Here is a 25,223-nt window from a genome sequence, read left to right as displayed (position 1 = left end):
GATGTCTTTTACGAATTTTTCGGAACTTTTCTTTTTAGGTGTTTCCATAATTAAATGTAATTCTTTTTTTGAAAACACTCCTTAACTTTTATACTATATAATGTCTACTTTTTGCTGACGATTTACATTACGGTCGAACGACCGTAATATTTTAATGTCAAAATATTTCTTTTGTTATATGATTGACATAAACGAGAAAATCTGTTCGTATATAACTAAAAATTGGTTGATTCCTTGGCTTAAAGAAAATAAGTCACAGAACTCGTTTGCTAAAAATCACGATATTGAAGAAAGTACTGTACGGAAAATCAAAAGTGATAGTACGTATAGAATTCCTGTTGAAACACTTTATAGAATTTGTAAAGCAAGAAAACTTACTCTTGAACAATTTTTTAACCTCATTAATGAGTAATATACCGACGACAATTTGTGTTTTTTAATTTGGAAAAGATGTATTATTATTCTACCTGATTAATTTCCTATTTTAGATACTATGTATTGAATCGCTTGCTTCTTATTGAAAAACTAAAGAAGAAACTTCAAGGACGGAAGCGAAATTATAATTGAAGTTTTTCTATTTTTTTGGTGGTAAAGCGAATTTTAGACAAGATCTTTTTTTATAGAAAAATAAATAATGAAGAATTGTCACTTTTCGATAAAAAAGATATTTTTTAAATATCTTTGAGTACTTATTTGATAATATGAATACACTGAATTCAATTAATAATACATATAAAAGCTATCAGGATATTATTTCATTTTATGAAGACAATAAAAATGAAATTTTTGATGATATTCATCTAAACATAACATTTTTTTTTGCTGCAAATATGAGTGCCACATTAGGTGCAGTTTTGGATCTATTTATTGAAAACCTTAATGATATTCATTTTGATTATATTACTCCCCAAATAGAAGAAATCTTAAGTAAAAATGATTTTCTTACATATTTTGGCAAGGAAAGAATCTATGATAGTAATCATACCACTATTAAGTATCAAAAGCTAAAACCTTCTGATGGTAAGTATTTTAAAAAATATGTAATAGAGGAACTAATAGGTAGAACCGAACTTCCAACTATGTCTGATGCTTTGAAAGAAAAAATAGTTGAAGCTATTTATGAAATATTTGTCAATGCTCAAATTCATAGTGATACAAAATTTATTTATACTTGTGGACAGTTTTTTCCTAAGAAAAACAGAATTGAATTTACGATTGTAGACACTGGTATAGGTTTTAAAGAAAAGATAAACCAAAGATTTAACTCCAACCTTGAAGCATATCAGGCAATAGAGTGGGCGGTAAGGGATAAGAATACTACTAAAGAAGGTATTACAGGAGGAATTGGACTTGCAGTTTTAAAAGAGTTTATTGAAAAAAATAAAGGGAAAATGCAAATTGTCAGTGGGGACGGATTTTATCAGTTTGATAGTTTGGGTATTAAAACAAAAGTATTTGAAGGCTCATTTCCGGGGACAATTGTAAATTTGCAATTCTGTACAGATGATTTTAGTAATTATTCTTTGGTGGAAGAGATAGATATAAACGATATATTTTAAAAAATGGAAAGTACAACAGTTAGTATAGTTAATACAATTGGTGACGTCTATGGTGTGGAAGCGGAAGATGGTCAAAAAGTTTTTAATCTTATCAAGAAAGCGTTTGATAACAAGTATAAGGTTATTTTGTCTTTCTTGAATGTTGAAATGCTTACTACTGCTTTTCTTAATACTGCAGTCGGACAGTTGTATAAAGATTATCCCGAAGATGTTATCAAAAAATATTTATCGGTAAGTGATATTTCCGATTCAGGAAAAGTATCTCTCAAACGTGTGGTGGATACAGCTAAAATATATTACAAAGACCCTGGTGCTTTGCAAAGAAGCATTAATGACATATTAGAAGACTAATAATTATGGCTAATTATAAATTACAAGATGTCACACTTCTCCAAGGACGGAAAATCTTTATTGATGCCAATGTACTGATTTATCTTTTTTGGCCGACAGGTTCGCATCATTTTGAGCAAAATTATGCAAGAGTTTTCAGAACTTTATTAAGACAAGGAAACGTACTGTATATAGATTTTCTGGTTATTTCAGAGGTTATCAATAGGGTATTGAGAATTGAGCATTCAAAATTAAATTCCGGATTAAGCTTTAAAACTTTCCGGGATAGTCAGGATGGCAAAGATGCTTTGGATGATATACATACGATAATAAAAGGCAATATCCTTAATCGTTTCAATATCGAAGGAAAGATTTTTAGTAACCAAGAGATTGAGTACTTGATGGTAATAAACGATTTGGATTTTGTTGATAAGGCTACGGTATCTTTATGCTCAGAAAAGTCTATGGTTCTTCTCACTAATGACAGAGATTTCAAAAACTCAGGTTTGGATATTCTTACTGGTAATCCTCATATTTTCAATTAATTATTTCTACCAAAAAATATTCTTATAAAAATCCCTTTATGGGATTTTTTAGCTTGTAATTGGATTAAAAATGTTGCGAATTGAGTAATTTTATGGAGACTTTTTGCTATTTGAAAGTTTTTTACGGTTTTCCATAAATTAATATGATAAAATATTTTTAAATTTCCAAACTATGAAAATTCAATTTTTACAAGCGTTTAATGGTGATTCTATATGGATTTCCTTCACAGATGCTGGAGGTAATAAAAACATTCTGATAGACGGAGGTACATCTACAACTTATTCTTATACGGATAAAAATAAAAAACATAAGGACGGTGCATTAAAACTTTTGATAGAATCCTTAAAAGAAAAAAAAGAAATTCTGGATTTGGTGATTCTTACACATATTGATGATGACCATATTGATGGTTTTTTAAAATGGTTTGGTAAGGACAAAGATGCCATTCAACATATAAAAGAAGTTTGGTTCAATTCCGGTAGAGCAATTAAAAAATATCTCAATGATGTTAAATCTGAAGTTGATTCTTTAAAATTCAAAGAAACTACAGTGCTGACTAGTGTAAAACAGGGTGTTGATTTTGAAAATTATATCAGAGATAGAGGTGTTTGGAATGAAAGAGTAACTGCTCAAAAGGATATACTCAACTGGAATGATATTTCCTTTCAAATTTTGTCTCCAGGTAAAGAAAAGCTTGGTAAACTACTTAAGGAATGGCATAAAAAGAAACCTGAATCCTTGCTGGATACTTCCAAAAAAACTGACTATTCAAAAACATTGAAGCAACTAATAGAAGAAGATAGTTTTGAAGAAGATGATGACCCTTATAATGGGAGTTCGATAGCATTTATCCTAAAAAGAGATGAGGAAAATTTTCTGCTTTTAGGAGATTCTCATCCATCGGAAGTTCTGATAGAGTTGGATTGTTTAGGATATGACGAAAACAATAAGCTATCAGTAGATATGATAAAACTATCACATCACGGTAGTAAAAAAAATAATCCAATTGAAATCTTCAAAATAGTTGATGCCGATAAATATATAATAAGCACAAATGGAGATACTCACAACCATCCGGATAAAGCTACTATTGCGAGAATCGTAGCTGTAAATCCTGAAGCTAAAATATACTTTAATTATCCCAATCTTATTTCAAAAATAATCTTGGGACAAGATAGAATTGATTTTCCAAATGTTAAATATTTAGGTACAGATTCATTTTAGTTATGAGAGATAGTTTACAGTTTTTCACGGTAAAAGTAGCCGATGGAAGTGGTTGTCTGTTTCAGCCAATCGACACCGAATATAGTTATGTTTTGACAGCTAAACATGTTGTTGATGGTCATAATAATATTGAAATTGTAAGGCAATACATTAATGAAAATGGGCAAGTAGAAAACGAAAGTTTAGAAATTATTGGAAATCCTTTTTTACATATTGACCCTAACAAAGATGCATCCATTATAAAAGTTAAAAAAGTAGATAATATTGACGGCCTTTTAAGAGCGGATTTAGATTTAATAGAAAAAGAAAATTGGTATTTATGCGGACATCCCGAAACTCGTGTAATTGGGAACTTCTCGTATAGAAAAAATAGACTTAAGATTGAAAATCCTGTTGAACTTTACATTGAAGCTGAAATTGAGAAAGCGGTCACACATTCAGAAATTGTAGGACAGTCTGGTGGTGGAATTATCAAATCTGAGAATTCTTGTTTTCTTCTCGCAGGAATACAGAAGAAAATGGCGGTTGAAGATGATGTAGAGTCTATTTCCAGAATTCATTTTTCTCCCTTATCATTTTTTGATGAGATTGTAGAAGAAAATAAGGATGTATTATCTCCTCTTTTTCCTCCATATATAGGAGCATTTGGAACTCTCATTAAGGAAATTTTTCCTTTTCCGAATTTATTACTGAAGCAAGAGTTAATAAGAAATACATTGATTACTATTTCAGAGAATATCTGCAATGGAATAACACCGGAAGAAATAATTACTAAGTATGGAAGTAGATTTTTAATAGAAGGCACATCTTCTCACATTCTATATCATAAATCTTTGTGGAAATCCTTATTAGAATTTTTTACTATTCTTACATTATATGAAGAACCAATTGACTACAATGATTTGTCAAGTGTTCATAAAAAACGGAAAATGTTCATAGCAGATACTGATAATTGGACAAAAAAATTGGAAGAGATTTATAAATCAGATTTATCCGAAATAGAGAAAGGAGGAGCAATTGTAGTTTGTGCGACTAATGAATCACAAACAAATAAACTTGAAATATCATCGGCAGAACTTGCTATTATAGATATCTCTGTACCCATTGATAAGATGAATATCAGTAATACTGTAGAAAATCCTTTCAATGATTTGAGGCTTGTTAACATTTTTAAATTTCAAGATTGTATAATCAATAGTGGCGTTCAATTAGCAAGCATTACAGGAGTAAATTCTAAAACAAAGATTAAAGAATTAACAGATGGAATCATTTGATAAAATAGACTATAACCAAGATATTATAGCTCAGATTAAAAATAATTTTGATGTTCAAGAGGCTATTGTTAGAAATTTGACATTTGGAAGTAATATTCCAGTTATCTTGGTTCAATTCAAAAGCTTGGAGAATTTAGAAAAGCATTGGAAAGAGTTGAATAGTCTGGTAACTGCTGAATACCTTATTAAATTGGATAACGATTTTTCCAAATGGAATTCTTATATCTTTTTTGTTACAGAAGATATTCCGAAACCTCTAAAATATGAGATTGAAAATAATAAATTCAGCACGAGGAAAATTGTCATTGAAATGGAAACTCCGCTAATTAATGAGGATGTAATCAACAATATTATTTCAGAACACATTGTAAATGATGATATTCAGTTTGAAGTAGAATCCATAGATGTTGGTGAATTTTTTAAGAACGATTTGGTAGGTAATATTTTTGATGATTTCATAAAAGATAATCCCAAAAAAGCTGATGACAATACTTTGATAGAACTATTAACCAAAATTGAAACAGGATTAGACAATGAAAATTAAAAAAGTAGAGATTCAGGCTTTCAGAGCTTATGATAAAGCAGAGAACAGCACATTTGATTTTGGAATCAGCGGAGACAAATATGCTGATTTTGTATCATTGTATGCGCCCAATGGGTTTGGTAAAACATCCTTTTATGATGCTGTAGAATATAGCTATACAAATAATATAGATAGATTACTGAAAAATAAAAATAAGGATGTCGCAAAATCTGAAAAGAACATCAACAAAAGTGAAAAGCAATATATACTAAGAAATCGTCTTTCTGATGCAAATTTAGAAAGTTATGTTAAACTTACGACCACCTCTAATGTTTTTAATAAAAAAATACCCGCTCCAAGAAAGAATGCTGCTGATTATAAATTTGACGAAAATGAAACCGAACGTGGATATTTTAGAGAGGTCATTCTTTCTCAAGATTGGATAAGTAGCTTTCTCAGAGAAGACAGACCGGATGAGAGATTTACAAAATTCATAGACTTTTTTGGAGATAAGGTTTTAGATAATTATCGCAAGTCTTTGGATGAATTAATAACAAAAAATGAAAAACTTCTAAAATCTCTGCAGAATGATTTAAAAGGAATTTTACCTAAACTAAAATATGATTCAGATATTGAGATATTGTCCAAAATCAATGAAAAAATAAATCTATTAAATGAGTTGGGCAATCACTTCAGAATTGTGGATACTTATACCTCCGGTAAAGATATCTTAGAGTTGTCCAACACGATTTCTGAAAGGAAAAATGATTTAAACCATAATATCAGTAGGTTAAGAGAAGTATTTACTGAGCTTGAACTTCTTATTTCCGGGAATGAAAGAATTGTAAGTTTCAGGGTTTTTAGAGACTATATAAAAGAGCAAACGAATCTTACAGAAAGATTGTCGTCTTTAGCTATAATCAGAACAAAATTTATAAACCTTAAACAGAAGAAAGACCAGATAGAATCTATACAGAATAAGAATAAGGAACTTGATTCTGAAAAAAATCAAAAAGATGGTATAGTAAAAATCTTTCCGGATTATACAAAAATTATTATCCAGATACAGCAAAAGGAAAAAGAGATTTCAGATTTAAAAATAGCAAAAGAAAGTTCTTCGAAGGAAATATCAGAAACTGAGTCTACTTTGAATGAAAATACAGCAAAAACAGATAATTTTCAGAACCTATTGAATGAGGTTGAGAAAAAAATCGAGCAACTACCTGAAATAGTAAAAATTATAGAGAGTAGCCAGAATAATATCACCAAAGTCAATGATGATATAGAACAAAATAATGAAAAATTAGAAAAAGAGAAAAATAAGCTTAAAAGTATTTCCAATAGAATTGAAGAGCTAAAAAAAGCTATTTTAGAAATTAGTAACAAAAATTATCCGTCACAATTTGAAAATACATTTGAGAAATATAAACTTTATATCGAAAAGATATTAAATTCTGAAAAATCATTAGAGGAAAAAGGCAAACAGTTACAGTCTCTAAACTTTCAAATAGAAGATCAAAAAAGTTTTCAGAAAGATTTGGAATTATTTGTTTCAAAAGGATTATCTATCATCCATGAACAGAAAACAAGTTCGTGCCCGTTATGTAACCAAGACTATAAAACATATAACGATTTGGCCAATGCTGTGTCAAGTAATAAGCTTTTATCACAAAGGATGTCTGAACTTTTAAATGAAAAAAATGAAATTGAAAAATCTCATCAGGAACTGCTAGAAGAGCTGTCAAAAAATGTACAGGAGCTTGTTGTAATAATAGGCAAAGATATTTCAACAGATGAATTGGCTGAAAAGGATTCCCGAGAAAACATTTTGAATATTAATAAAACTCTTACTGAACTTCAGAATAAATTACTAAATGAAACGAGAATTTTGTCTTCTCAAAGATTATTATTGCAAAATAAATCGAAAGAAGAATATGAAACTTGGGCAAAAGAAATCATCAATTCTTATAGAGCTGAATTGGAAAAGTTAAAATCAATAATTCAGGCATTAAACGATAAACTTTTAAAAGGCAGAGAGCAACAGCAAATAATCAATAAGAAATTAGAAGCAGAAGAATCAGGGCTTCAAGTATTGGAAAACTCAGATATTTTAAAAGAAATAAGTGATTTTTTCTTGAAAAATTATCCGAATCAGAAAATAGATTCCAAGCAGTTGGTTACCGATTTGGAAAATATTAATGCTGATATTCAAAAGAACCTCAATAGCATAAAAGATTTATCAGATACAATAAAGATATTAGAGACTGAACTTCAGGAATTCAAAGAGGAAAACGTTACAAACGAAATGACTCAAATCAATGGAACCTTAATTCGGATTTCTGCCAGTATTGATATTTATAAACTGAATGCCGGAAAATATATTAATTATGATATTGATAAAATGGATGAAGATGTTTTTAATGACTCCATTGCGAAATCCAAAGAGGAAAACGAGAAAAAGATATCTGATTATAATGAGGAAATAAAACAATTAGAACTTTTATCAGAACTGAAGGATAATGTTCTTCCTTATTTGGAATTCGAAGAAAATAAGAAAATTGAGAACAATATCAAAAGTAATATTGAAAAAAAGAAAAAGGTTACTAAATTATTAAAGGGAGAAATAGAAAAAGTAAATTCCCATATCGAAAAGCAGATAAAATCTTTCTTCTATGAAGACCTTATCAATGATTTGTATAAAAGAATTGACCCTCATCCCGAATACACAAAAGTGAAATTTATTCCAGATTTTAAAGATGCCAAACCAAAGCTAAACGTATGTGTCTATGGAAAGAATAATTCTGACGATTTTATTATTCCTAATTTATACTTTAGTCAGGCTCAGCTCAATATTTTAAGTCTTTGTATTTTTCTAGCAAAAGCTCTTAATGCAAAAGATGATGACGGCAATTCTATAGACTGTATATTTGTAGACGACCCAATTCAGTCAATGGACAGTATAAATATTCTGTCTACGATTGATTTACTACGAAGTATTGTTGTTAACCACGAAAAGCAGATAATACTTTCTACTCACGACGAAAATTTTCATAATCTATTAAAGAAGAAAATACCATCTGCCTTGTTCAAATCAAAGTTTATGGAATTAGAAACTTTTGGAAAGGTCAGACCATCTTCAGTGGGATGATATATTCGTTAATTTGATTATTTTGTATAGAGCAGTATTGTAAGATATTAAAGTATATAATTATAGCACCTAAAGTAGCACCTTGAAATAAAAAACCCTGTAAATCAATAATTTACAGGGTTTTAAGTGGAGTTGGAGGGATTCGAACCCTCGTCCAAACAAGCAACACATAAGCTTTCTACATGCTTATTCTACTATTGATTTTCGACTGGAGGCAGAGAGCAGACGCCCAACTTCCAGCTTATCTTCTGAGGTTTTCGAGCTTTAGCCGAAGTGTCTAAAACCTTATTTCCGCATTCCTATATCCCATGATCAAACGCCGCAGAACAGAGCGATTGTGGAATATCTTGCTTCCCTACTGAAATCTTCGGGAAAACGCTTGATCTACTATACTTCGATATTAAGCTGCAAGAGCGAACTCTTCGTTGCCAGTTAAAATTTTGTAGCAAGGGATTATAGAGATCGCGCTACGGTTCTCTGCATGCTTACTTACCCATTGGTCTTGCTGTCGAAACCAGTCAACCCCATGAATAATGGTACAAAGATAGAGTTTTTTGTTTAAATTAAATTAATATTCTTGTCATATTCTGTGAAATATTGAAATTTAAATGCTGATAATTTTGTGGTTTAATAAAAAACGTTTACTTTTGCAATCCAAAATGAGATGTAATATATGTTAATAATTCCAGTAAAAGACGGAGAGTCTATCGACAGAGCATTAAAAAAATATAAAAGAAAATTTGACAAAACTGGTACAGTTCGTCAGCTAAGAGCTAGACAACAGTTTATCAAACCTTCTGTAACTCTTAGACAAGCTAGATTAAAAGCGGCTTATAAGCAAAGAGGATTAAGCAAGGAAGAGCAAGCTTAAGAAATTTTCTTAGACACATACTAAAATCACTTCTTGAATAGTTATATTTAAGAAGTGATTTTTTGTTTTATATTTACAGTATGGTAGACAAGTTTTTAGATTATTTACAATTCGAAAAGAGGTATTCGCCCCATACAATTACCAGTTATTGCCGGGATTTGGAAGATTTTCATTCATTCTATATAAAAACGGAGGGTTCTGAAGATTTGTTTAAAGCCAATAAAAAAGTAATCCGCAATTTTGTTGTTGAGCTTAGTGAGAACGGGATTTCTAAACGTACCGTCAACCGGAAGCTTTCTACACTCCGTAGTTTCTATTTGTTTCTTTTAAAACTTGGCGAAATTAAAGTTTCTCCTGTCGAAAGTATTTCTTCTTTAAAATTTTATCCGGAAAAGCAGATTCCTATCTCTCAGGATGAAATGGAAGTTTTACAGACCAAAATTTTTGATGAGGTGGAAGATGTTTTAGAAAAGTCTATTGTAGAAACTTTGTACCAAACCGGAATCCGAAAATCTGAACTTTGTGGCTTAATATTTGAAAGTGTAAACTTAGAAGGAAACGAGCTCAAGATTTTAGGGAAAGGAAATAAAGAAAGGTATATTCCGATCTCCGAAACTTTAAGCAATCTGCTTAAAGACTATCTTAAAGTACGTGTACCACAGGATGAATTTAAAAAGTATTTTTTTGTCAATAAAAAGGGAAAAAAACTCACAGAAAAATTTGTCTATGTAGTAGTTAATAAGTACCTTAGTCTTGTAACTTCTAAACAAAAAAGAAGTCCTCATATTTTAAGACACAGCTTCGCGACGCATGTTTTAGACAATGGGGCAGAGATATCAAAAGTTAAAAAAATATTGGGTCATTCAAGTCTTGCAAGCACACAGGTGTACACTAATGCCAATATAGAACAGTTGAAAAAAGTGTTTAATCAAGCTCATCCAAGAGCAATTAAAAAAGAAGAATTATGAAGATTTCAGTACAAGCAATCGGCTTAACTCCACACGAACCACTAGAGTCACATGTTGACAAAAAAGTAAGCAAACTAGACACGTTTTATGACAAAATTCAGGAATGCAAAGTGTTCTTGAAAGTTGAAAATAATTCAGACAAATCAAATAAAACCACCGAATTGATTTTGGTCGTGCCGGGAGATGATATCGTAGTAAAAAAAACAACCGCAAGTTTTGAAGAAAGTTTAGATCAATGTGTTGATACTGCTAAGAAACTGTTAATCAAGAAAAAAGAATTGGCTTAATAAAAAAAGCAAAAAAACTTCTCAAAAAGTTTTAGAATTCAAAAAATCCGTTCTATATTTGCACACGCAAAAAAGGAACAGTGATCTTTTGAATTCTTTTTGTTTAAATGCTTCCATAGCTCAGTTGGCCAGAGCACGTGATTTGTAATCTCGGGGTCGTGGGTTCGAATCCCTCTGGAAGCTCAATTTAATATAAAATATCTGGGGAGATTCCAGAGTGGCTAAATGGGACTGACTGTAACTCAGTTGCTTCGGCTTCGTAGGTTCGAATCCTGCTCTCCCCACATTTTATATTAAAAAAAGTCTTGCGAGTTTAAAAGAATTTTTTTAGATTTGCAGACCGTTACCAATGATTTTGGAAACAAAATTGCGGAAGTAGCTCAGTTGGTAGAGCGTCAGCCTTCCAAGCTGAATGTCGCGAGTTCGACCCTCGTCTTCCGCTCAAATTTCACACCTTCAAGGCGTGATTTTTTTTACTACTGATGTAGCAAAGAGTAGATTTTCTCTTACAGCTCTCAGTTGAAATGTTTAAATTGCTTCCATAGCTCAGTTGGCCAGAGCACGTGATTTGTAATCTCGGGGTCGTGGGTTCGAATCCCTCTGGAAGCTCAATTTAATATAAAATATCTGGGGAGATTCCAGAGTGGCTAAATGGGACTGACTGTAACTCAGTTGCTTCGGCTTCGTAGGTTCGAATCCTGCTCTCCCCACATTTTATATTAGAAAAAGTTGCATAAATAAAGGATTTTTCCTAAGTTTGCACAACGTTACCAATAGTTTTGGAAACAAAATTGCGGAAGTAGCTCAGTTGGTAGAGCGTCAGCCTTCCAAGCTGAATGTCGCGAGTTCGACCCTCGTCTTCCGCTCAACAGAAATCATGCTTTTTAGTGTGATTTTCTTGTTTAAGCCGACTTAGCTCAGCGGTAGAGTGCTTCCTTGGTAAGGAAGAGGTCACGGGTTCAAGTCCCGTAGTTGGCTCATAATTTTATACAAACTTACTGATTACAGTAAGTTTTTTTATTTCTACTAATTCTCCAAAATGCTTTCTTAAAGCTGGATTTACATTAATATAAATCGTGTTTTTGTTCAAACATTTTCGGACATTTACTCTTAAATATTAACCTAAACCTAAGCCTTTCAAAGTTTAATATTATTTTAATCAATCATAATATCGGCTTCAAATTACTTTAATGATAAGTCTTTAGAAATTCTTATGATTAAACGTGCCCACTTCTTCAAAATAATTCCGGCGAAGAATTTTGAAATTTTCATTAAATTCGTAATAAATAATTTCCCAAATGAATATTCTTTTATTGGAAGATGATTTAATTCTTTCTGCCGAACTGAGTAAATTTTTAGAATCAAATAATTTCAATTGTGACAAGATTTATGATGGTGAAACTTTTCTTCGCCAAATTAAAAACAGTTCTTATGATTTGTATCTTTTAGATATTAATGTTCCGAAGATTAATGGGCTTGATGTTTGCCAAACCATCCGTTCGTTTGATAAAAATACACCGATTATTATCATTTCGGCTTATGGCGATATTTCCGATAAGAAAGATGCATTCACAAGATTGGCAGATGATTATTTGGTGAAACCTTTCCAGTTCGAAGAATTGTTATTGAGAATGAATTCTCTTTTAAGAAGAAAAGCACCTTCTGAAAGCGTGGATCTGGATATTATCAGAATTGATGATTTAATTATCAATAAAACTGAACAGAAAGTTTTCCGTGCAGGAAACGAAATTGCTTTAACACTGAAAGAATTCCAGCTTTTGGTTTATTTGGCAGAAGCGCAGGGAAGAACGGTTTCTAAGCAACAGATTACCGAAAATGTTTGGGAACATAATTTTAATACCAATACCAATACAGTTGAGGTTTATATTAATTTCCTGAGAAAAAAGATCGATAAAGAATATAAAGTGAAGCTGATTCATACAAGATCAGGTTTCGGATATTATCTAAATCCTTTATAGATGTCTTTAAAAAGAAAGATTGCGCTTACTTTGAGTGTGTCGTTTTCCTTGCTGTTTGGTATTGTTCTCATCATCATTTATATTTCGTTTGATGATTTCCGGCGTGAAGAATTCAAAGACCGGTTTATAAGACGGTTAGGATTTACGACCAATTTTATTTCAAAATCTAAAAATTTTGAGGAAGAAGCACCTATTTTTTTCAATGAAAACTCAGATAATTTTCTTCTCAATGAAACCATTTTAATATTTAATGGTCAAAAAGAACTTATTTACAGCACCTTAAAAGACCAAAAAGTAACCTGGGACAAAAATTTATTGTCAGAATTAGACAAAAAAAAAGATGTTTATAAAGAAGAAGCAATTCCGGAAGTATATGCTTCATTGAAAAATATTAACGGTGACAATTATTATATCCTTACAAGCGCCTATGATACCAACGGAAGATCGAAACTCGCCTATCTGAAATATCTTTTAATTACTGCTTTTATTACCTGTACTTTATTGATTGGATTTTTCTCCTATTATTTTATGGGTAAATTTCTACGGCCTTTAGAAGATCTGAATAAAGAAATTTCTGAGGTTACGGCTCATAAACTCACGACACAAATTCCGGTGGAGCAGTCGAATGATGAAATCAGTATTTTAGCCAATTCGTTCAATACGATGATTTCAAGGTTAAATGACGTTTTCCAGTCACAAAAAGATTTTACGGCAAGTGCGTCACATGAAATCAGAACACCGATTACAAGGATGGCTTTTCAGCTTGAAAATTTAATTAAACTCGAGCAGCACTCTCCCGATACGCTTTCGGCATTACAACAGATGTTGAAAGATGTTTATCAGTTATCTGATCTTACAAATTCACTTCTGCTTCTCACAAAATTCGACAAAGAAAATATTCAGACTATTTACGAAGAAGTACGAATCGATGAAGTGATTTTTGAGTCTTTCGACAGGGTACAGAAAAGTTACCCTAATTTAAAAATGGATTTTGGCATTTCCGAAGAAACCCAGGAAAACGCTTTTCTTACAATCAATGGAGTTCAGTCGCTTTTAGATATTGTCTTTATTAATTTACTTAAAAATGCAGCAGTTTATTCAGACAATGCCGATGCAAAAATTTTAATCACAGAGACTGAAAAAAATCTTTTGGTTGACATTCTTTCAGAAGGTAAAACGATTTCCGAAGAAGAGCAACCCAAACTTTTCGAAGCTTTTATGCGTGGAAATAACTCTCAGAATATTTCCGGTTCCGGTTTAGGCTTGAGAATCGTCAAAAGAATCTTAGAATATCACGGTGCAGAAATTTCTTACGCTTCACTTTCAAAAAATTTAAATAAATTCAGCATTACTTTTGATAAGTGAATTTAATTTAATTTCTCGCAGATTACGCTGATTTTGCACATATTTAAAATCAGCGTAATCTCCAAAATCAGTGAGAGTTTTTCATCAGTATTATTTTGTTTTCAATTGACAAATCAAGAATTTAATTTTATTTTAAGCCCCATTTAAGTTCGTTTTAATCGAGCAAACGCACTTTTGTCATCAAAATTTGAGAGAATGAACAAAATTGCAGGACTGTTCGTTGTAATTTCTTCGGTAATTTCAGCGCAGCAGCAAATGTCGCTTTTGGAGTGCGAAAACGCCTTTCAGCAAAACAATCTTCAGCTTCTTGCCGAGCAATACAGCATCAATATGGCAGATGCAGATATTTTGCAGGCTAAAATCTGGGAGCTTCCGCAGATGAGCGGATATATCAACGGTTATAATCCCGAAGATAAAAGATTTCTGGATGCAGGAAGAGCAAAAGGTTTGGAAGTTACCCAACTTATTTACATGGGCGGTAAAAAGAAAAATGAAATCGCCTTTGCTAAATCAAATAAAGAACTGGCACAACTTCAGTTTTCGCAGCTTTTGGTTGAATTGAGAACGCAGCTTCACACCAATTACTACAATCTTTACTACGAAAAACTCAAGCTTGAAAATGTCAACAAACAATTGGGTTATATGAATGACCTTTTAAAGGCATATAAAGTACAGTCTGCAAAAGGAAATGTTTCATTGAAGGATGAAGTGAGACTTCAGAGTATTGTAATCCAACTGAATAATGATAAGGTTGAAATTAATAAGAATCTCTTGGAGTTTAAACAGGCTTTGAAAGTTTTGACAGGAATTTCAGAAGGAGTAGAACCTCAGATTTCAGAGGAAGAAGCGAAAGACATTTTGGCTGCGCAACCTTTCGGTGATGAAACCGAATTGAAAAGAAAAGCGCTTGAAAACAATGCCGATTATTTATTCATTCTAAAACTGATTGAAAATTCCAAATTATATTCGCAATGGCAAAAATCGTTGAATGTTCCCGATTTGAATGTGGGAATGGAATATGATCAGGCTTCAGGAACTTTTAATAATGAAATCAATTTAAAAGTGGGAATCCCGATTCCTTTGTGGAAAAACAATAGAGGAAATGTCGAGAAAGCCAATCATGCAATTAAGCAAAATCAGAAAAATGCAGAATTCCAGAAATTTGATTTGGAAACCAAAGTAGAATCGGCTTTTCAAATCTGGAAATCGCAATACGAACAATTAGCCGAAATAAAAGCGACCGATCTAAGCAATCTCGATTTGGTCTACAACGGAATGCTTAAAAACTTCAGAAACGGAAATATCAGTTTAATCGAATTTACCGATTTCATGGAAAGTTACCGTCAGACAGCACTTCAGATCTATGATATGAAAAACGAACTGATGCAGTCTGCCGAACGGCTTAATCAGTTGGTACAAACTAAAATCTTCTATTAAAGTAAAAAATGTTGCGGTCTTTGCTAAGTGAAACGCCTTTTCGAACTTAAAAACAGCATGTTATTTAAAAAATCTTTGTCCCGAAATTTCGGGATTAAAAAAATTCTAAAATGAAAAAAATAATTATACCCTTATTTTCAGCTTTCCTTTTATGGTCTTGTTCAAAGCCTGAAATTGCAAAAACTCCCGAACCAAAAGGTTTTGAATTGAGCAATACGATGCTTGAATCGATTTCCACGGCAAAAGTTGAAAACAGATTAATAGAAGATTCTTACAGCTTTTACGGCAAAATAGCTGCAGATGCCAATTCATACATTGACGTTTTCCCTTTGGTTGGCGGAAATGTGATGAGTGTAAATGTAGAGCTCGGAGATTACGTAAAAAAAGGACAGGTTTTAGCCACCATCCGCAGCACCGAATTGGCGGAAATTCAAAAAGATGTAAGTGATGCTAAAACAGATTTGCTGGTTGCCAAAAACAATCTTCGTGTTGCCAGAGAAATGTATGAAGGAAAACTGAACACAGAAAGAGATGTTCTCGAAGCAAAAAGTCAGCTCCAGAAAGCAGAAGACCAGCTCCAGAGAGCAAGTGCAGTAAGCACGGTTTATAATGTGAAAAATGGAAATATTTACAGTGTTTTGGCACCAATCAGCGGATATATTGTGCATAAAGACATTAATAAAGATATGCAGCTAAGAAGTGACCGAAGCGAAAATATTTTCGATGTCGCCAATACGACCAACGTTTGGGCAATTATGAATATCAACGAATCTGATATCAATAAAATAAGCCTTGGAATGCCTGCTCAGGTTTCCACATTGTCTTATCCGGATAAAGTTTTTGATGGTAAAATCGATAAGATATTTAAAATTATCGATCCTCAAACCAACGCAATGCAGGCAAGAGTAGTTTTGGATAATGCAAACGGATTGTTGATTCCGGACAGTAAAGCAACGATAAAAGTCTCAAAATCTGAGGGTAAATCTGCTCTGTCGATTCCTTCAAAAGCTGTGATTTTTGATGACAACAGAAGTTATGTGGTGGTTTTTAAATCGAGAACAGATGTGAAAATTAAAGAAATTCAGGTTTTAAAACAGCTTGGAGACGTGACTTACCTTTCGGAAGGTCTTAAAGAAGGAGAGAATGTGATTACCAATAACCAATTATTAATCTACCGTTCTCTGAACAACTAAATTTTTTCCAAACCATTAAGAGGATTGAGGTGAAATAGAAGTTTTGCTAATTGTTTTCTGGTTATTATCCTGTCGATATTGACTTCAAAAACAGAGAGCTTCAGACTCTTAATGGTTTTAGTTTCTTTAGATAAAATTAAACACTTAGATATTAACTATCTATAGTCTAACATCTGATTTCTATCATGAACAAATTCATAAAAAATATAATCTCATTTTCATTGAAAAACAAAGCTTTTACCTTTATTTGGGTGGCTGTTTTAGCAGTGGCGGGATTTATCAGCTTTAAAAATATGCCGATTGAGGCATTTCCCGATGTTACCAATACCCAAATCGTTATCATTACTCAGTGGGACGGAAGAAGTGCTGAAGAAGTAGAACGTTTTGTAACCACACCGATTGAATTGGCAATGAGCCCGGTTCAGAAAAAAACAAGTGTTAGAAGCACCACAATGTTTGGTCTTTCCATTGTCAAAATTCTTTTTGATGACGGCGTAGATGATATGTTTGCCCGAAATATGGTGAATAACCAGCTTCGAAACGTAAGTCTTCCCGAAGGAATTGATCCCGAAGTTCAGCCACCTTACGGACCAACCGGAGAAATTTTCAGATACACTTTAGAAAGCAAGAAAAAAGATTCGCGTGAACTTTTAACAATACAAAACTGGGTGATCGACAGAGCGCTTCGTGGAGTTCCCGGAGTTGCAGATATCAATGTTTTCGGAGGTCAGGATAAGGTTTTTGAGTTGAGTATTGATCCGAGAGCTTTAGATAAATATAATTTGACTCCGCTTCAGGTTTATGAAGCCGTGACGAAAAGCAACTTAAATGTCGGTGGAGATGTTATCGAAAAAAACGGACAAGCCTATGTCGTTCGGGGAATTGGTTTGGTACAGTCGACTGATGATATTGCCAATATTACCATTCACAATGACAATGGAAATCCGGTTTTAGTAAAAAATGTTGCTGAGGTTCACGAAAGTTCAAGACCGAGAGTGGGGCAGGCTGGATTAAACAATCAGGATGATACGGTGGAAGGAATTGTTGTGATGCGAAAAGGCGAAAATCCGCGTGAGGTTTTGGTGGGTGTAAAAGCTAAAATTGCAGAGCTTAACGAAAAAATTCTTCCCAAAGATGTCAAAATGGTCACTTTCTACGACCGTGATAACTTAATGGATTTTACGACAGAAACGGTAATGCACAATTTACTGGAAGGAATTATTCTAGTTACGGTTATTGTTTTAATATTCATGGCAGACTGGCGAACGACACTTACGGTTTCCATTATTATTCCGTTGTCGCTACTTTTTGCTTTTTTATGTCTAAAACTTTGCGGGATGAGTGCCAATTTGCTGTCACTCGGAGCAGTCGATTTCGGAATTATCATTGACGGAGCCGTCGTCATGGTCGAAGGGATTTTTGTAATGCTCGATCATAAAGCCAAGAAATATGGCGATGAAAGATTCAATAAAATGGCAAAAGCGGGCTGGATTAAACAAACAGGTACAGGTTTAGGAAAAGCGATTTTCTTTTCTAAATTAATCATCATTACTTCTCTGATTCCCATTTTTGCATTCCAAAAAGTAGAAGGAAAGATGTTTTCACCATTAGCATTTACTTTAGGCTTTGCCTTGTTAGGAGCTTTGATTTTCACATTAACTTTAGTTCCAGTCTTAACGCATTTGCTTTTAAATAAAAATGTAAGAGAAAAAAACAATCCGTTTGTGAATTTCTGGGACAGAATTGTTTTAAAAGGATTCAGATTTACTTTTAAAAATAAGAAGATAAGCTTAATTGTTTCTGTTTCAATTGTTGTCGTTACTTTATTCTCAGGGAAATTTTTAGGAACAGAATTTTTACCACAACTTAATGAAGGTTCACTCTGGATTACCGCCGAAATGCCAATGAGTTCTTCTTTAAAAGAATCTTTAAAAACTGCAGATATTTTAAAGAAAGATATTATGAGCGTTCCCGAAGTAACCGATGTTTTGGCGCAAACCGGACGAAGCAACGACGGAACCGACCCGAACGGATTCGGATTTGTGCAGTTCGCCGTCAATCTTAAAGCTAAAGATGAGTGGACCCGAAAAATAACTTACGAACAATTAACCGAAGAAATTGATAAAAAACTGAGCAAATATCAGGGAATTACGTTCAATTATTCTCAACCGATTTCTGATAACGTTGCCGAAGCTGTAGCGGGTTTTAAGGCTGAAAATGGTATTAAAATCTATGGCGACAATCTTCAGACTTTGGATGAATTGGCAGAAAAAGTTTTAAAATCAATCAAAGATGTAGACGGAGTTCGTGATGCCGGAATTATCAAAAATATTGGTCAGCCGGAAGTAAATGTGGTTTGGGACAGAAATAAAATGGCGGCTTACGGTGTAATGCCGGAAGATGCACAAACCGTTCTGGAAATGGCATTCGGAGGAAAAACGGCTTCCGAAATGTACGATGGCGAAAGAAAATTCCCGATTCGTCTTCGTTATTCTCATGAATTCAGAAAAGATGAGAATGATATGGCTTCACTGATGATTCCTACACAGGATGGAACAATGATTCCGTTGAAAGAAGTTGCTACTATTGAAAAAAATAACGGCGCTGCGTTTATTTACCGAGATGATATTAAACGTTACATCGGAATTAAATTTTCGATTCGTGACCGTGACTTGGGCGGAACGATTTCGGATGCGCAAAAAGAAGTAGCAAAAATTGATATTCCCGAAGGCTATAAAGTGGGGTGGACTGGTCAGTTTGAAAACCAGCAAAGAGCAACCGCAAGATTGACGGAAATTGTACCCATCAGTATTTTAGGAATATTCTTCCTGTTGTTTATTCTTTTTGGAAACATGAAAGATTCATTCTTGGTATTGGCAAACGTCCCTTTTGCGCTGATTGGCGGAATTATCGCACTGCATGTAACCAACATGAATTTCGGAATTTCTGCCGGAGTCGGAATGATTGCTTTGCTCGGAATCTGTATTCAGAATGGAGTAATTCTCATCACAGAGTTTCATCAAAACATAAAAGATGGGTTCAAACTGGATGAAGCTGTTCTTAACGGAGTAAAATCCAGGACAAGACCTGTAATTATGACGGCTTTGATGGCATCCATCGGACTTTTACCTGCTGCTCTATCTACAGGAATTGGTTCTGAATCTCAAAAACCTTTAGCAATCGTTATCATTGGAGGATTAATCACAGCGACGGTTTTAACCTTATTAATTTTCCCAATCATCTTCTGGATTTTCAATCGAACAAAGAAGACCGAAGAAATTATTTAAAATTCTCTTTCATTTATCATTATATAGTTGAAGCCCGGAATAGAAAATCTATTCCGGGCTTCTTTATATATGAAAATCAAGTCTGTTTTTAGAATCCTAAACCGACTGTAAATCCTTTTACAAGATTAGGATAAGTTCCTAATGAAGCAGCAGCTCCTGTAGTTGTATTTACGGTGTACAGTTTTGTTTCTGTACCTACAGTTGCCATCAGATATGCTTTTTGGCTTGTACTACCAATATCAAATCCGTTTGCCTGTGAAATATTGATTCCTAATGAACCTCTTTCTACCAAAATACCTCCGTTTGGCGGGTTTTGCAAGTAGAGTTTATCCGTATTGTGGTCGATTACAAAAAGTTCAGTCGCCGTTGTCCCTGCGAAGTTATTGGTATACGCTGCAGCACTTACCGCAACTGGAGTAGGGCTAAGATTAGTATCGGTCCCAGTAATTCCTCCCGTAACAGGATCTAGTCTTAAATTCTGTCCGGTGTTGCTCACCACTCTGATTTTATCCACAACCGGATTAAAGTCAAAACCAAATTCAGTTCCTGAAAGCAAAGTAGGAAGTTGAGTTCCTACAACCGTAGCTGCACCTGTCCCTAAATTGATTGTATAAATTCTGCTTGAGCTTCCCAGAGCATACAACTGTCCGTTTAATGGTCTGAAATCGATACCCAAAATATTTTCTCCGGTTTGAAGCCCGGTTATTGTCTTGGTTACAGGCTGTGGATTTTCAGGATTGAAAATTTGCAAGGCATTTGCATCGTTTACAGCATAAGCAACCGGATTTGTTGGAATGGCTAAATCTAAAATTTTTTGTGAAAGATTTCCAATGTTTGTTGCTTTTCCGTTTGATAAATCAACTTTATAAAGACTGTTTTGGCTTCCTGTTGTTGCTGCCATTAATGCAACAGAGTTATCAGGATTGATGTCGAATGCAGCTTGTCCTGTAAAGGTTATTCCTAAACTTCCGACTTCAACTAAAGTTCCGTTATTTGGAGGATCTTGTTTAAATAATTTCCCTGAAGTTGCATCAAGATCATATAAAATAGTTGAACTGGCTCCGGAAACACTGTTGGTATAGGCAATTCCTGTAATGGATGAGGAGGTTGCAATTCCTGTATCTGTAGCAGCCAGAGCACCGGTTTCAGGATGTAAACGAAGGTTTTGCCCGGTATTGGTTACCAATCTGATACGATCTACTGTTGGATTAAAATCGATTGACGCAATCGTTCCCGAAATTGCCGGTGTAAAAGAGGTTGTACTTACAGGTCTTGTATTTCCCGTTGAGGTATTGATAATATAAAATTTGCTTGCATTCGAAACTGCATAAAGCTCACCTGTAGCAGGTCTGAAGTCTATGCTTAATAATTTTTCCCCGGAAGGTACTCCCATGATTGTTTTTGTGGAAGAAAAAGAAGCCGAATTTTTGGAATTGAAAGCGACCAATTGATTATTGTCGGTCAAGCCGTAGACCATCATGTCGGGCGCAGGAATAACTTCTGGTGGCATTTCCATAGAGTCGTCGTCACAAGATAATACCGAGACGAATGCTAATGCAGCTAAACAGATGTAAGATAGTTTTTTCATAATAATTTATTTAATAGGATTTTATTAATCTATCTACGAGAAAAAATTATCTCCGGATTTTCACCAACACTTTTTTTTAATTCATTTTTTTGTTTAAATTTGCATCTCTGTTTACAGAAAATAATACGGTTTGTGACTTTCTGGGTTTGAAGATGAAACTTTTTTTCATAAAAAGATTTTGGTATATAAAAATTCATTATATTTGCACACCGAAAATTTGAATAAAACAATAAATAAATAATTTAAATCATGGCAAAGGAAACGTTTAATCGTAACAAACCACACTTGAACATTGGTACTATTGGTCACGTTGACCATGGTAAAACTACTCTTACAGCTGCTATTTCTGCTGTATTAGCTAGCAAAGGTCTTGCTGAGAAAAAAGACTTCTCTGCGATTGACTCTGCTCCAGAAGAAAAAGAAAGAGGTATTACTATCAATACTGCTCACATCGAATACGAAACTGAAAAAAGACACTATGCTCACGTTGACTGTCCAGGTCACGCGGATTACGTAAAGAACATGGTAACTGGTGCTGCTCAGATGGATGGAGCTATCGTTGTATGTGCTGCTACTGACGGACCTATGCCTCAGACTAGAGAGCACATTCTACTTTGCCGTCAGGTAAACGTACCTAGAATCGTTGTTTTCATGAACAAAGTTGACATGGTAGACGATGCTGAGTTATTAGAGCTTGTTGAAATGGAATTGAGAGACTTATTGTCTACTTACGATTTCGACGGTGATAACTCTCCAGTAATTCAAGGTTCTGCACTTGGTGCACTTACAGCTGCTACTTCTAGCCCGGTAAACACTGACGATCAGTGGTTTAAGAGTGTTGAAGCGTTAATGGATGCTGTTGATACTTGGATCGAAGAGCCAGTAAGAGATACTGAAAAGCCATTCTTGATGCCAATCGAAGACGTGTTCTCTATTACAGGTAGAGGTACTGTAGCAACTGGTAGAATCGAGGCTGGTATCATCAATACAGGTGATCCTGTTGATATCGTTGGTATGGGTGATGAAAAATTAACTTCTACAATTACAGGGGTTGAGATGTTCAGAAAAATCCTAGACAGAGGTGAAGCTGGTGATAACGTAGGTCTATTGTTGAGAGGTATTGAAAAAACTGACATCAAGAGAGGTATGGTAATCGCTAAGAAAGATTCTGTGAAGCCACACAAAAAATTCAAAGCATCTGTTTATATTCTTTCTAAAGAAGAAGGTGGACGTCACACTCCATTCCACAACAAGTACCGTCCTCAGTTCTACGTAAGAACTACTGACGTTACAGGTGAAATCTTCTTACCAGAAGGTGTAGAAATGGTAATGCCTGGTGATAACTTAGAGATCACTGTAGAATTGTTACAGCCAATCGCTCTTAACGTAGGTCTTAGATTTGCGATCAGAGAAGGTGGTAGAACAGTTGGTTCAGGTCAGGTTACTGAAATCTTAGACTAATCATCTTAATATAATTAAAGTTCCGTAAGGAAGCTTACGGAACTTTTTTAATCTACGGGCATCGTCCAATGGTAGGATACCGGTCTCCAAAACCGTTGATCAGGGTTCGAATCCTTGTGCCCGTGCAAATAAAAATTATGAGTTCATTTGTTGATTTTTTAAAAGGTTCTTATAACGAATTCAGACATAAAGTTGAATGGCCAAAATGGTCAGATCTACAGTCTTCTACAATTGTAGTAACTGTTGCAACTGTTATTTTAGCGTTATTCACTTTTGGTGTTGATGAATTGTTTTCTAAAGCAATCAGCAATATCTTAGGAATATTGATTAACAGCTTCAATTAACAAAAAGTAATTTCCCGTAATGAGCGAATTAAAATGGTATGTGCTGAAAGCAATCAGCGGACAGGAAAATAAAGTGAAAAACTATATTGAGACGGAAATCAAACGTTTAGGGTTTGAGCAGTACGTTACTCAGGTAGTTATTCCTATGGAAAAGGTGATTCAGCTTAGGAACGGAAAAAAAGTTCCGAAAGAAAGACCATACTATCCTGGTTACCTTATGGTAGAAGCTGATTTAATGGGAGAGATTCCTCACGTTATTAAAAACATTCCCGGGGTAATTTCTTTCTTAAGTTTAACTAAAGGCGGAGATCCTGTTCCAATGAGAAAATCAGAAGTGAACAGAATGTTAGGTAGAATGGATGAGCTTTCAGAATTTGCTACCGATGCAGAAATCCCGTTTATTGTTGGTGAAAACGTAAAAGTGATCGACGGTCCTTTCAACGGATTCAACGGAACTGTTGAGAAAATTCTTGAAGATAAAAAGAAAATCGAAGTTTCAGTTTTGATCTTCGGAAGAAAAACTCCAATGGAATTGAGCTACATGCAGGTAGAAAAAGTTTAAGATATTATTCTAAAATATATGAAGGTTACTTTTAATAGGTAACCTTTTTTTGTTCATAATAATAGATCGTATGATTCCATTTGCGAAAAAGAACAGCTTTTTTTTATTGTATTGCTTTTTTTTAACTGCAATCTTTTTATATGTCATCTTAAAATTATACGGAAAGGCAACGTTGCCTGTTCATGAATGGACGATGTCTGACTGGCTCGTCAACTACGAAGACGGTGGTTTCAAACGTAGAGGAATTAGTGGAACTGTTTTTTTTGCAATGCAGGATCTTTTCGGGATATCTTTGCCGATTCAGGTTTTTTTTATTCAGGTTGTTTTCTATGCTCTCGTTTTTTTTGCCTATTTTAAGCTCTTAATTTCAAAAAAAATTGACTGGAATATTTTAATACTACTGTGTTCGCCTCTTTGTTTTATGTACTTTCCAATCAATTTATCATATTCAGGAAAGAGAGAAATAATTTTATTCGCACTTGTCGCATATTTTGCATTAGGTAAAATGACTGTCTTTAAAGAAAGAATATTTTTAGTTTTATTTTCTATAAGTCTGTTTTTTCATGAAATGTTTTATTTCTTCTTGCCATTTTTCATATTCATCCATATTCTCAAAACCGGAAAAAACAAATATGCCTTTTGGCTGCTTTTTTTTGCAGTGTCCACAATTACCGTAGGAAGTATATATTTATTGGGTGCAGATATTAATTGTGGTAAAAGTTTAGAAATTATTAAAAATAGAGGAGTTGTTTTTGGCGAGAATAATATTTTCTTTTTTAAATATTGGAATAGCATAGAAATTATAAAAAATGAAATTAGCTCTTACCTGTTATTCATTTTAGAACTCATCATTGAGATCTCAATGTTTCTATATTATGCATATACCTTTTACAGAAATAAATTTTATACACTTCTTAAATTTGTTTTAATAAGTTTAATCTGGGCAAGTCCTCTATATGTTTTAGGAATTGATTGGTATCGATGGGATCATATTTATTCTATGCTTTTATTTATTATCGTAGTATGTATGTTGCAGAATAATGAAAACAATAAAATTTCATTTAATCAAAATCCGTTTTTAAAGAGGTTTCTTATTTTTAATATTTTGTTTTTCATCTTTTTTTTCATTCATATACAATATGATGGGCGAGGATTTTCATTGCAAAATGTAAAAGAATATTATTTCTCTCGATTCTTCTGATCTTAGATATAATATGTAATTTATACAGTATTCTTTTCTTAGTGTCAAAAATGATCTTATTGAAAATTTTAATTAT

The 25,223-nt window shown here is 33.5% G+C and carries 21 protein-coding genes, 8 tRNA genes and 1 other RNA gene; 28 read left to right on the top strand and 2 right to left on the bottom strand.

Features of this window, described 5'->3' with window-relative positions; all coding sequences use genetic code 11:
• The first annotated feature begins 178 nt into the window (after nucleotides 1-178).
• From BA768_RS08685 to BA768_RS08650, 8 genes are all read left to right on the top strand, one after another.
• Nucleotides 179-412 carry a helix-turn-helix domain-containing protein gene (locus BA768_RS08685; protein WP_065720411.1) on the top strand — a complete coding sequence of 78 codons (234 nt, stop codon included), beginning with the start codon at nucleotides 179-181 and terminating at the stop codon, nucleotides 410-412.
• 289 nt (nucleotides 413-701) lie between these two features.
• Nucleotides 702-1,559: an ATP-binding protein gene (locus BA768_RS08680; RefSeq protein WP_065720410.1), complete on the top strand. Its 858-nt coding sequence runs from the start codon at nucleotides 702-704 to the stop codon at nucleotides 1,557-1,559.
• Nucleotides 1,560-1,562: 3 nt separating this feature from the next.
• Nucleotides 1,563-1,910, top strand: coding sequence for an STAS-like domain-containing protein (locus BA768_RS08675; protein ID WP_065720409.1), 348 nt, complete (start codon nucleotides 1,563-1,565; stop codon nucleotides 1,908-1,910).
• A 5-nt stretch (nucleotides 1,911-1,915) separates the two neighbouring features.
• On the top strand, nucleotides 1,916-2,434 hold the full coding sequence (locus tag BA768_RS08670; RefSeq protein ID WP_228388348.1) for a type II toxin-antitoxin system VapC family toxin: 519 nt from the start codon (nucleotides 1,916-1,918) through the stop codon (nucleotides 2,432-2,434).
• A gap of 172 nt (nucleotides 2,435-2,606) precedes the next feature.
• The gene (locus BA768_RS08665; RefSeq protein ID WP_065720407.1) at nucleotides 2,607-3,659 is read left to right on the top strand and encodes a ComEC/Rec2 family competence protein; all 1,053 of its coding nucleotides are present in this window, start codon (nucleotides 2,607-2,609) and stop codon (nucleotides 3,657-3,659) included.
• A gap of 2 nt (nucleotides 3,660-3,661) precedes the next feature.
• Complete coding sequence (locus tag BA768_RS08660) at nucleotides 3,662-4,933, top strand: ABC-three component system protein (protein ID WP_065720406.1); 1,272 nt, start codon at nucleotides 3,662-3,664, stop codon at nucleotides 4,931-4,933.
• Entirely contained in the window at nucleotides 4,920-5,477 is a 558-nt protein-coding gene (locus BA768_RS08655) for an ABC-three component system middle component 1 (protein WP_065720405.1), read from the top strand. The genes BA768_RS08660 and BA768_RS08655 overlap by 14 nt, the downstream gene beginning before the upstream one ends.
• Nucleotides 5,467-8,604 (top strand): AAA family ATPase, encoded by a 3,138-nt coding sequence (locus BA768_RS08650; protein ID WP_065720404.1) that lies wholly within the window; start codon nucleotides 5,467-5,469, stop codon nucleotides 8,602-8,604. The genes BA768_RS08655 and BA768_RS08650 overlap by 11 nt, the downstream gene beginning before the upstream one ends.
• 124 nt (nucleotides 8,605-8,728) lie before the next feature.
• On the opposite strand, the gene ssrA is transcribed toward BA768_RS08650, so the two are convergent.
• Nucleotides 8,729-9,130: a transfer-messenger RNA gene (gene ssrA / locus BA768_RS08645) on the bottom strand.
• Between the two features lie 147 nt (nucleotides 9,131-9,277).
• Here ssrA and rpsU point away from each other — a divergent pair.
• The 15 genes from rpsU (at nucleotide 9,278) to BA768_RS08570 (ending at nucleotide 19,991) form a co-directional block, all read left to right on the top strand.
• Nucleotides 9,278-9,475, top strand: coding sequence for a 30S ribosomal protein S21 (gene rpsU / locus BA768_RS08640; protein WP_034679125.1), 198 nt, complete (start codon nucleotides 9,278-9,280; stop codon nucleotides 9,473-9,475).
• 80 nt (nucleotides 9,476-9,555) lie between these two features.
• Nucleotides 9,556-10,443, top strand: a complete 888-nt coding sequence (locus BA768_RS08635) for a tyrosine-type recombinase/integrase (RefSeq protein ID WP_065720403.1) — start codon at nucleotides 9,556-9,558, stop codon at nucleotides 10,441-10,443.
• Complete coding sequence (locus tag BA768_RS08630) at nucleotides 10,440-10,730, top strand: HPF/RaiA family ribosome-associated protein (RefSeq protein ID WP_034679130.1); 291 nt, start codon at nucleotides 10,440-10,442, stop codon at nucleotides 10,728-10,730. The genes BA768_RS08635 and BA768_RS08630 overlap by 4 nt, the downstream gene beginning before the upstream one ends.
• Nucleotides 10,731-10,839: 109 nt before the next feature.
• A tRNA-Thr gene (locus BA768_RS08625) sits at nucleotides 10,840-10,913 on the top strand.
• 20 nt (nucleotides 10,914-10,933) lie between these two features.
• Nucleotides 10,934-11,014 (top strand) — tRNA-Tyr (locus tag BA768_RS08620).
• Between the two features lie 85 nt (nucleotides 11,015-11,099).
• Nucleotides 11,100-11,172: transfer RNA gene (locus BA768_RS08615), tRNA-Gly, on the top strand.
• 93 nt (nucleotides 11,173-11,265) lie between these two features.
• Nucleotides 11,266-11,339: transfer RNA gene (locus BA768_RS08610), tRNA-Thr, on the top strand.
• A 20-nt stretch (nucleotides 11,340-11,359) separates the two neighbouring features.
• Nucleotides 11,360-11,440, top strand: a tRNA-Tyr gene (locus BA768_RS08605).
• Between the two features lie 83 nt (nucleotides 11,441-11,523).
• Nucleotides 11,524-11,596: transfer RNA gene (locus BA768_RS08600), tRNA-Gly, on the top strand.
• 40 nt (nucleotides 11,597-11,636) lie between these two features.
• Nucleotides 11,637-11,708 (top strand) — tRNA-Thr (locus BA768_RS08595).
• 320 nt (nucleotides 11,709-12,028) lie between these two features.
• Nucleotides 12,029-12,709: a response regulator transcription factor gene (locus BA768_RS08590; RefSeq protein ID WP_065720402.1), complete on the top strand. Its 681-nt coding sequence runs from the start codon at nucleotides 12,029-12,031 to the stop codon at nucleotides 12,707-12,709.
• Entirely contained in the window at nucleotides 12,710-14,074 is a 1,365-nt protein-coding gene (locus tag BA768_RS08585) for an ATP-binding protein (protein WP_034679133.1), read from the top strand.
• 195 nt (nucleotides 14,075-14,269) lie between these two features.
• Nucleotides 14,270-15,511 (top strand): TolC family protein, encoded by a 1,242-nt coding sequence (locus tag BA768_RS08580; protein ID WP_081874591.1) that lies wholly within the window; start codon nucleotides 14,270-14,272, stop codon nucleotides 15,509-15,511.
• Between the two features lie 110 nt (nucleotides 15,512-15,621).
• The gene (locus tag BA768_RS08575; RefSeq protein WP_034679136.1) at nucleotides 15,622-16,704 is read left to right on the top strand and encodes an efflux RND transporter periplasmic adaptor subunit; all 1,083 of its coding nucleotides are present in this window, start codon (nucleotides 15,622-15,624) and stop codon (nucleotides 16,702-16,704) included.
• Nucleotides 16,705-16,889: 185 nt separating this feature from the next.
• Nucleotides 16,890-19,991, top strand: coding sequence for an efflux RND transporter permease subunit (locus tag BA768_RS08570; RefSeq protein ID WP_065720401.1), 3,102 nt, complete (start codon nucleotides 16,890-16,892; stop codon nucleotides 19,989-19,991).
• 88 nt (nucleotides 19,992-20,079) lie between these two features.
• On the opposite strand, the gene BA768_RS08565 is transcribed toward BA768_RS08570, so the two are convergent.
• On the bottom strand, nucleotides 20,080-21,579 hold the full coding sequence (locus tag BA768_RS08565) for a DUF4394 domain-containing protein (RefSeq protein ID WP_034679139.1): 1,500 nt from the start codon (nucleotides 21,577-21,579) through the stop codon (nucleotides 20,080-20,082).
• 249 nt (nucleotides 21,580-21,828) lie between these two features.
• Between BA768_RS08565 and tuf the strand changes: the two genes are divergently transcribed.
• From tuf to BA768_RS08540, 5 genes are all read left to right on the top strand, one after another.
• Nucleotides 21,829-23,040, top strand: a complete 1,212-nt coding sequence (gene tuf, locus BA768_RS08560) for an elongation factor Tu (RefSeq protein ID WP_034679141.1) — start codon at nucleotides 21,829-21,831, stop codon at nucleotides 23,038-23,040.
• A gap of 54 nt (nucleotides 23,041-23,094) precedes the next feature.
• Nucleotides 23,095-23,165 (top strand) — tRNA-Trp (locus BA768_RS08555).
• Between the two features lie 12 nt (nucleotides 23,166-23,177).
• The gene (secE, locus tag BA768_RS08550) at nucleotides 23,178-23,384 is read left to right on the top strand and encodes a preprotein translocase subunit SecE (RefSeq protein ID WP_034679301.1); all 207 of its coding nucleotides are present in this window, start codon (nucleotides 23,178-23,180) and stop codon (nucleotides 23,382-23,384) included.
• 19 nt (nucleotides 23,385-23,403) lie between these two features.
• Nucleotides 23,404-23,946, top strand: a complete 543-nt coding sequence (gene nusG, locus BA768_RS08545) for a transcription termination/antitermination protein NusG (protein WP_034679142.1) — start codon at nucleotides 23,404-23,406, stop codon at nucleotides 23,944-23,946.
• 70 nt (nucleotides 23,947-24,016) lie between these two features.
• On the top strand, nucleotides 24,017-25,147 hold the full coding sequence (locus tag BA768_RS08540; RefSeq protein WP_065720400.1) for a hypothetical protein: 1,131 nt from the start codon (nucleotides 24,017-24,019) through the stop codon (nucleotides 25,145-25,147).
• Nucleotides 25,148-25,223: the final 76 nt, after the last annotated feature.

Origin of the sequence: Chryseobacterium sp. CBo1, from assembly GCF_001693475.1 — a bacterium.
Classification (GTDB): Bacteria; Bacteroidota; Bacteroidia; order Flavobacteriales; family Weeksellaceae; genus Chryseobacterium; species Chryseobacterium formosense.
This window is presented reverse-complemented; position numbering and strand designations above follow the sequence as displayed.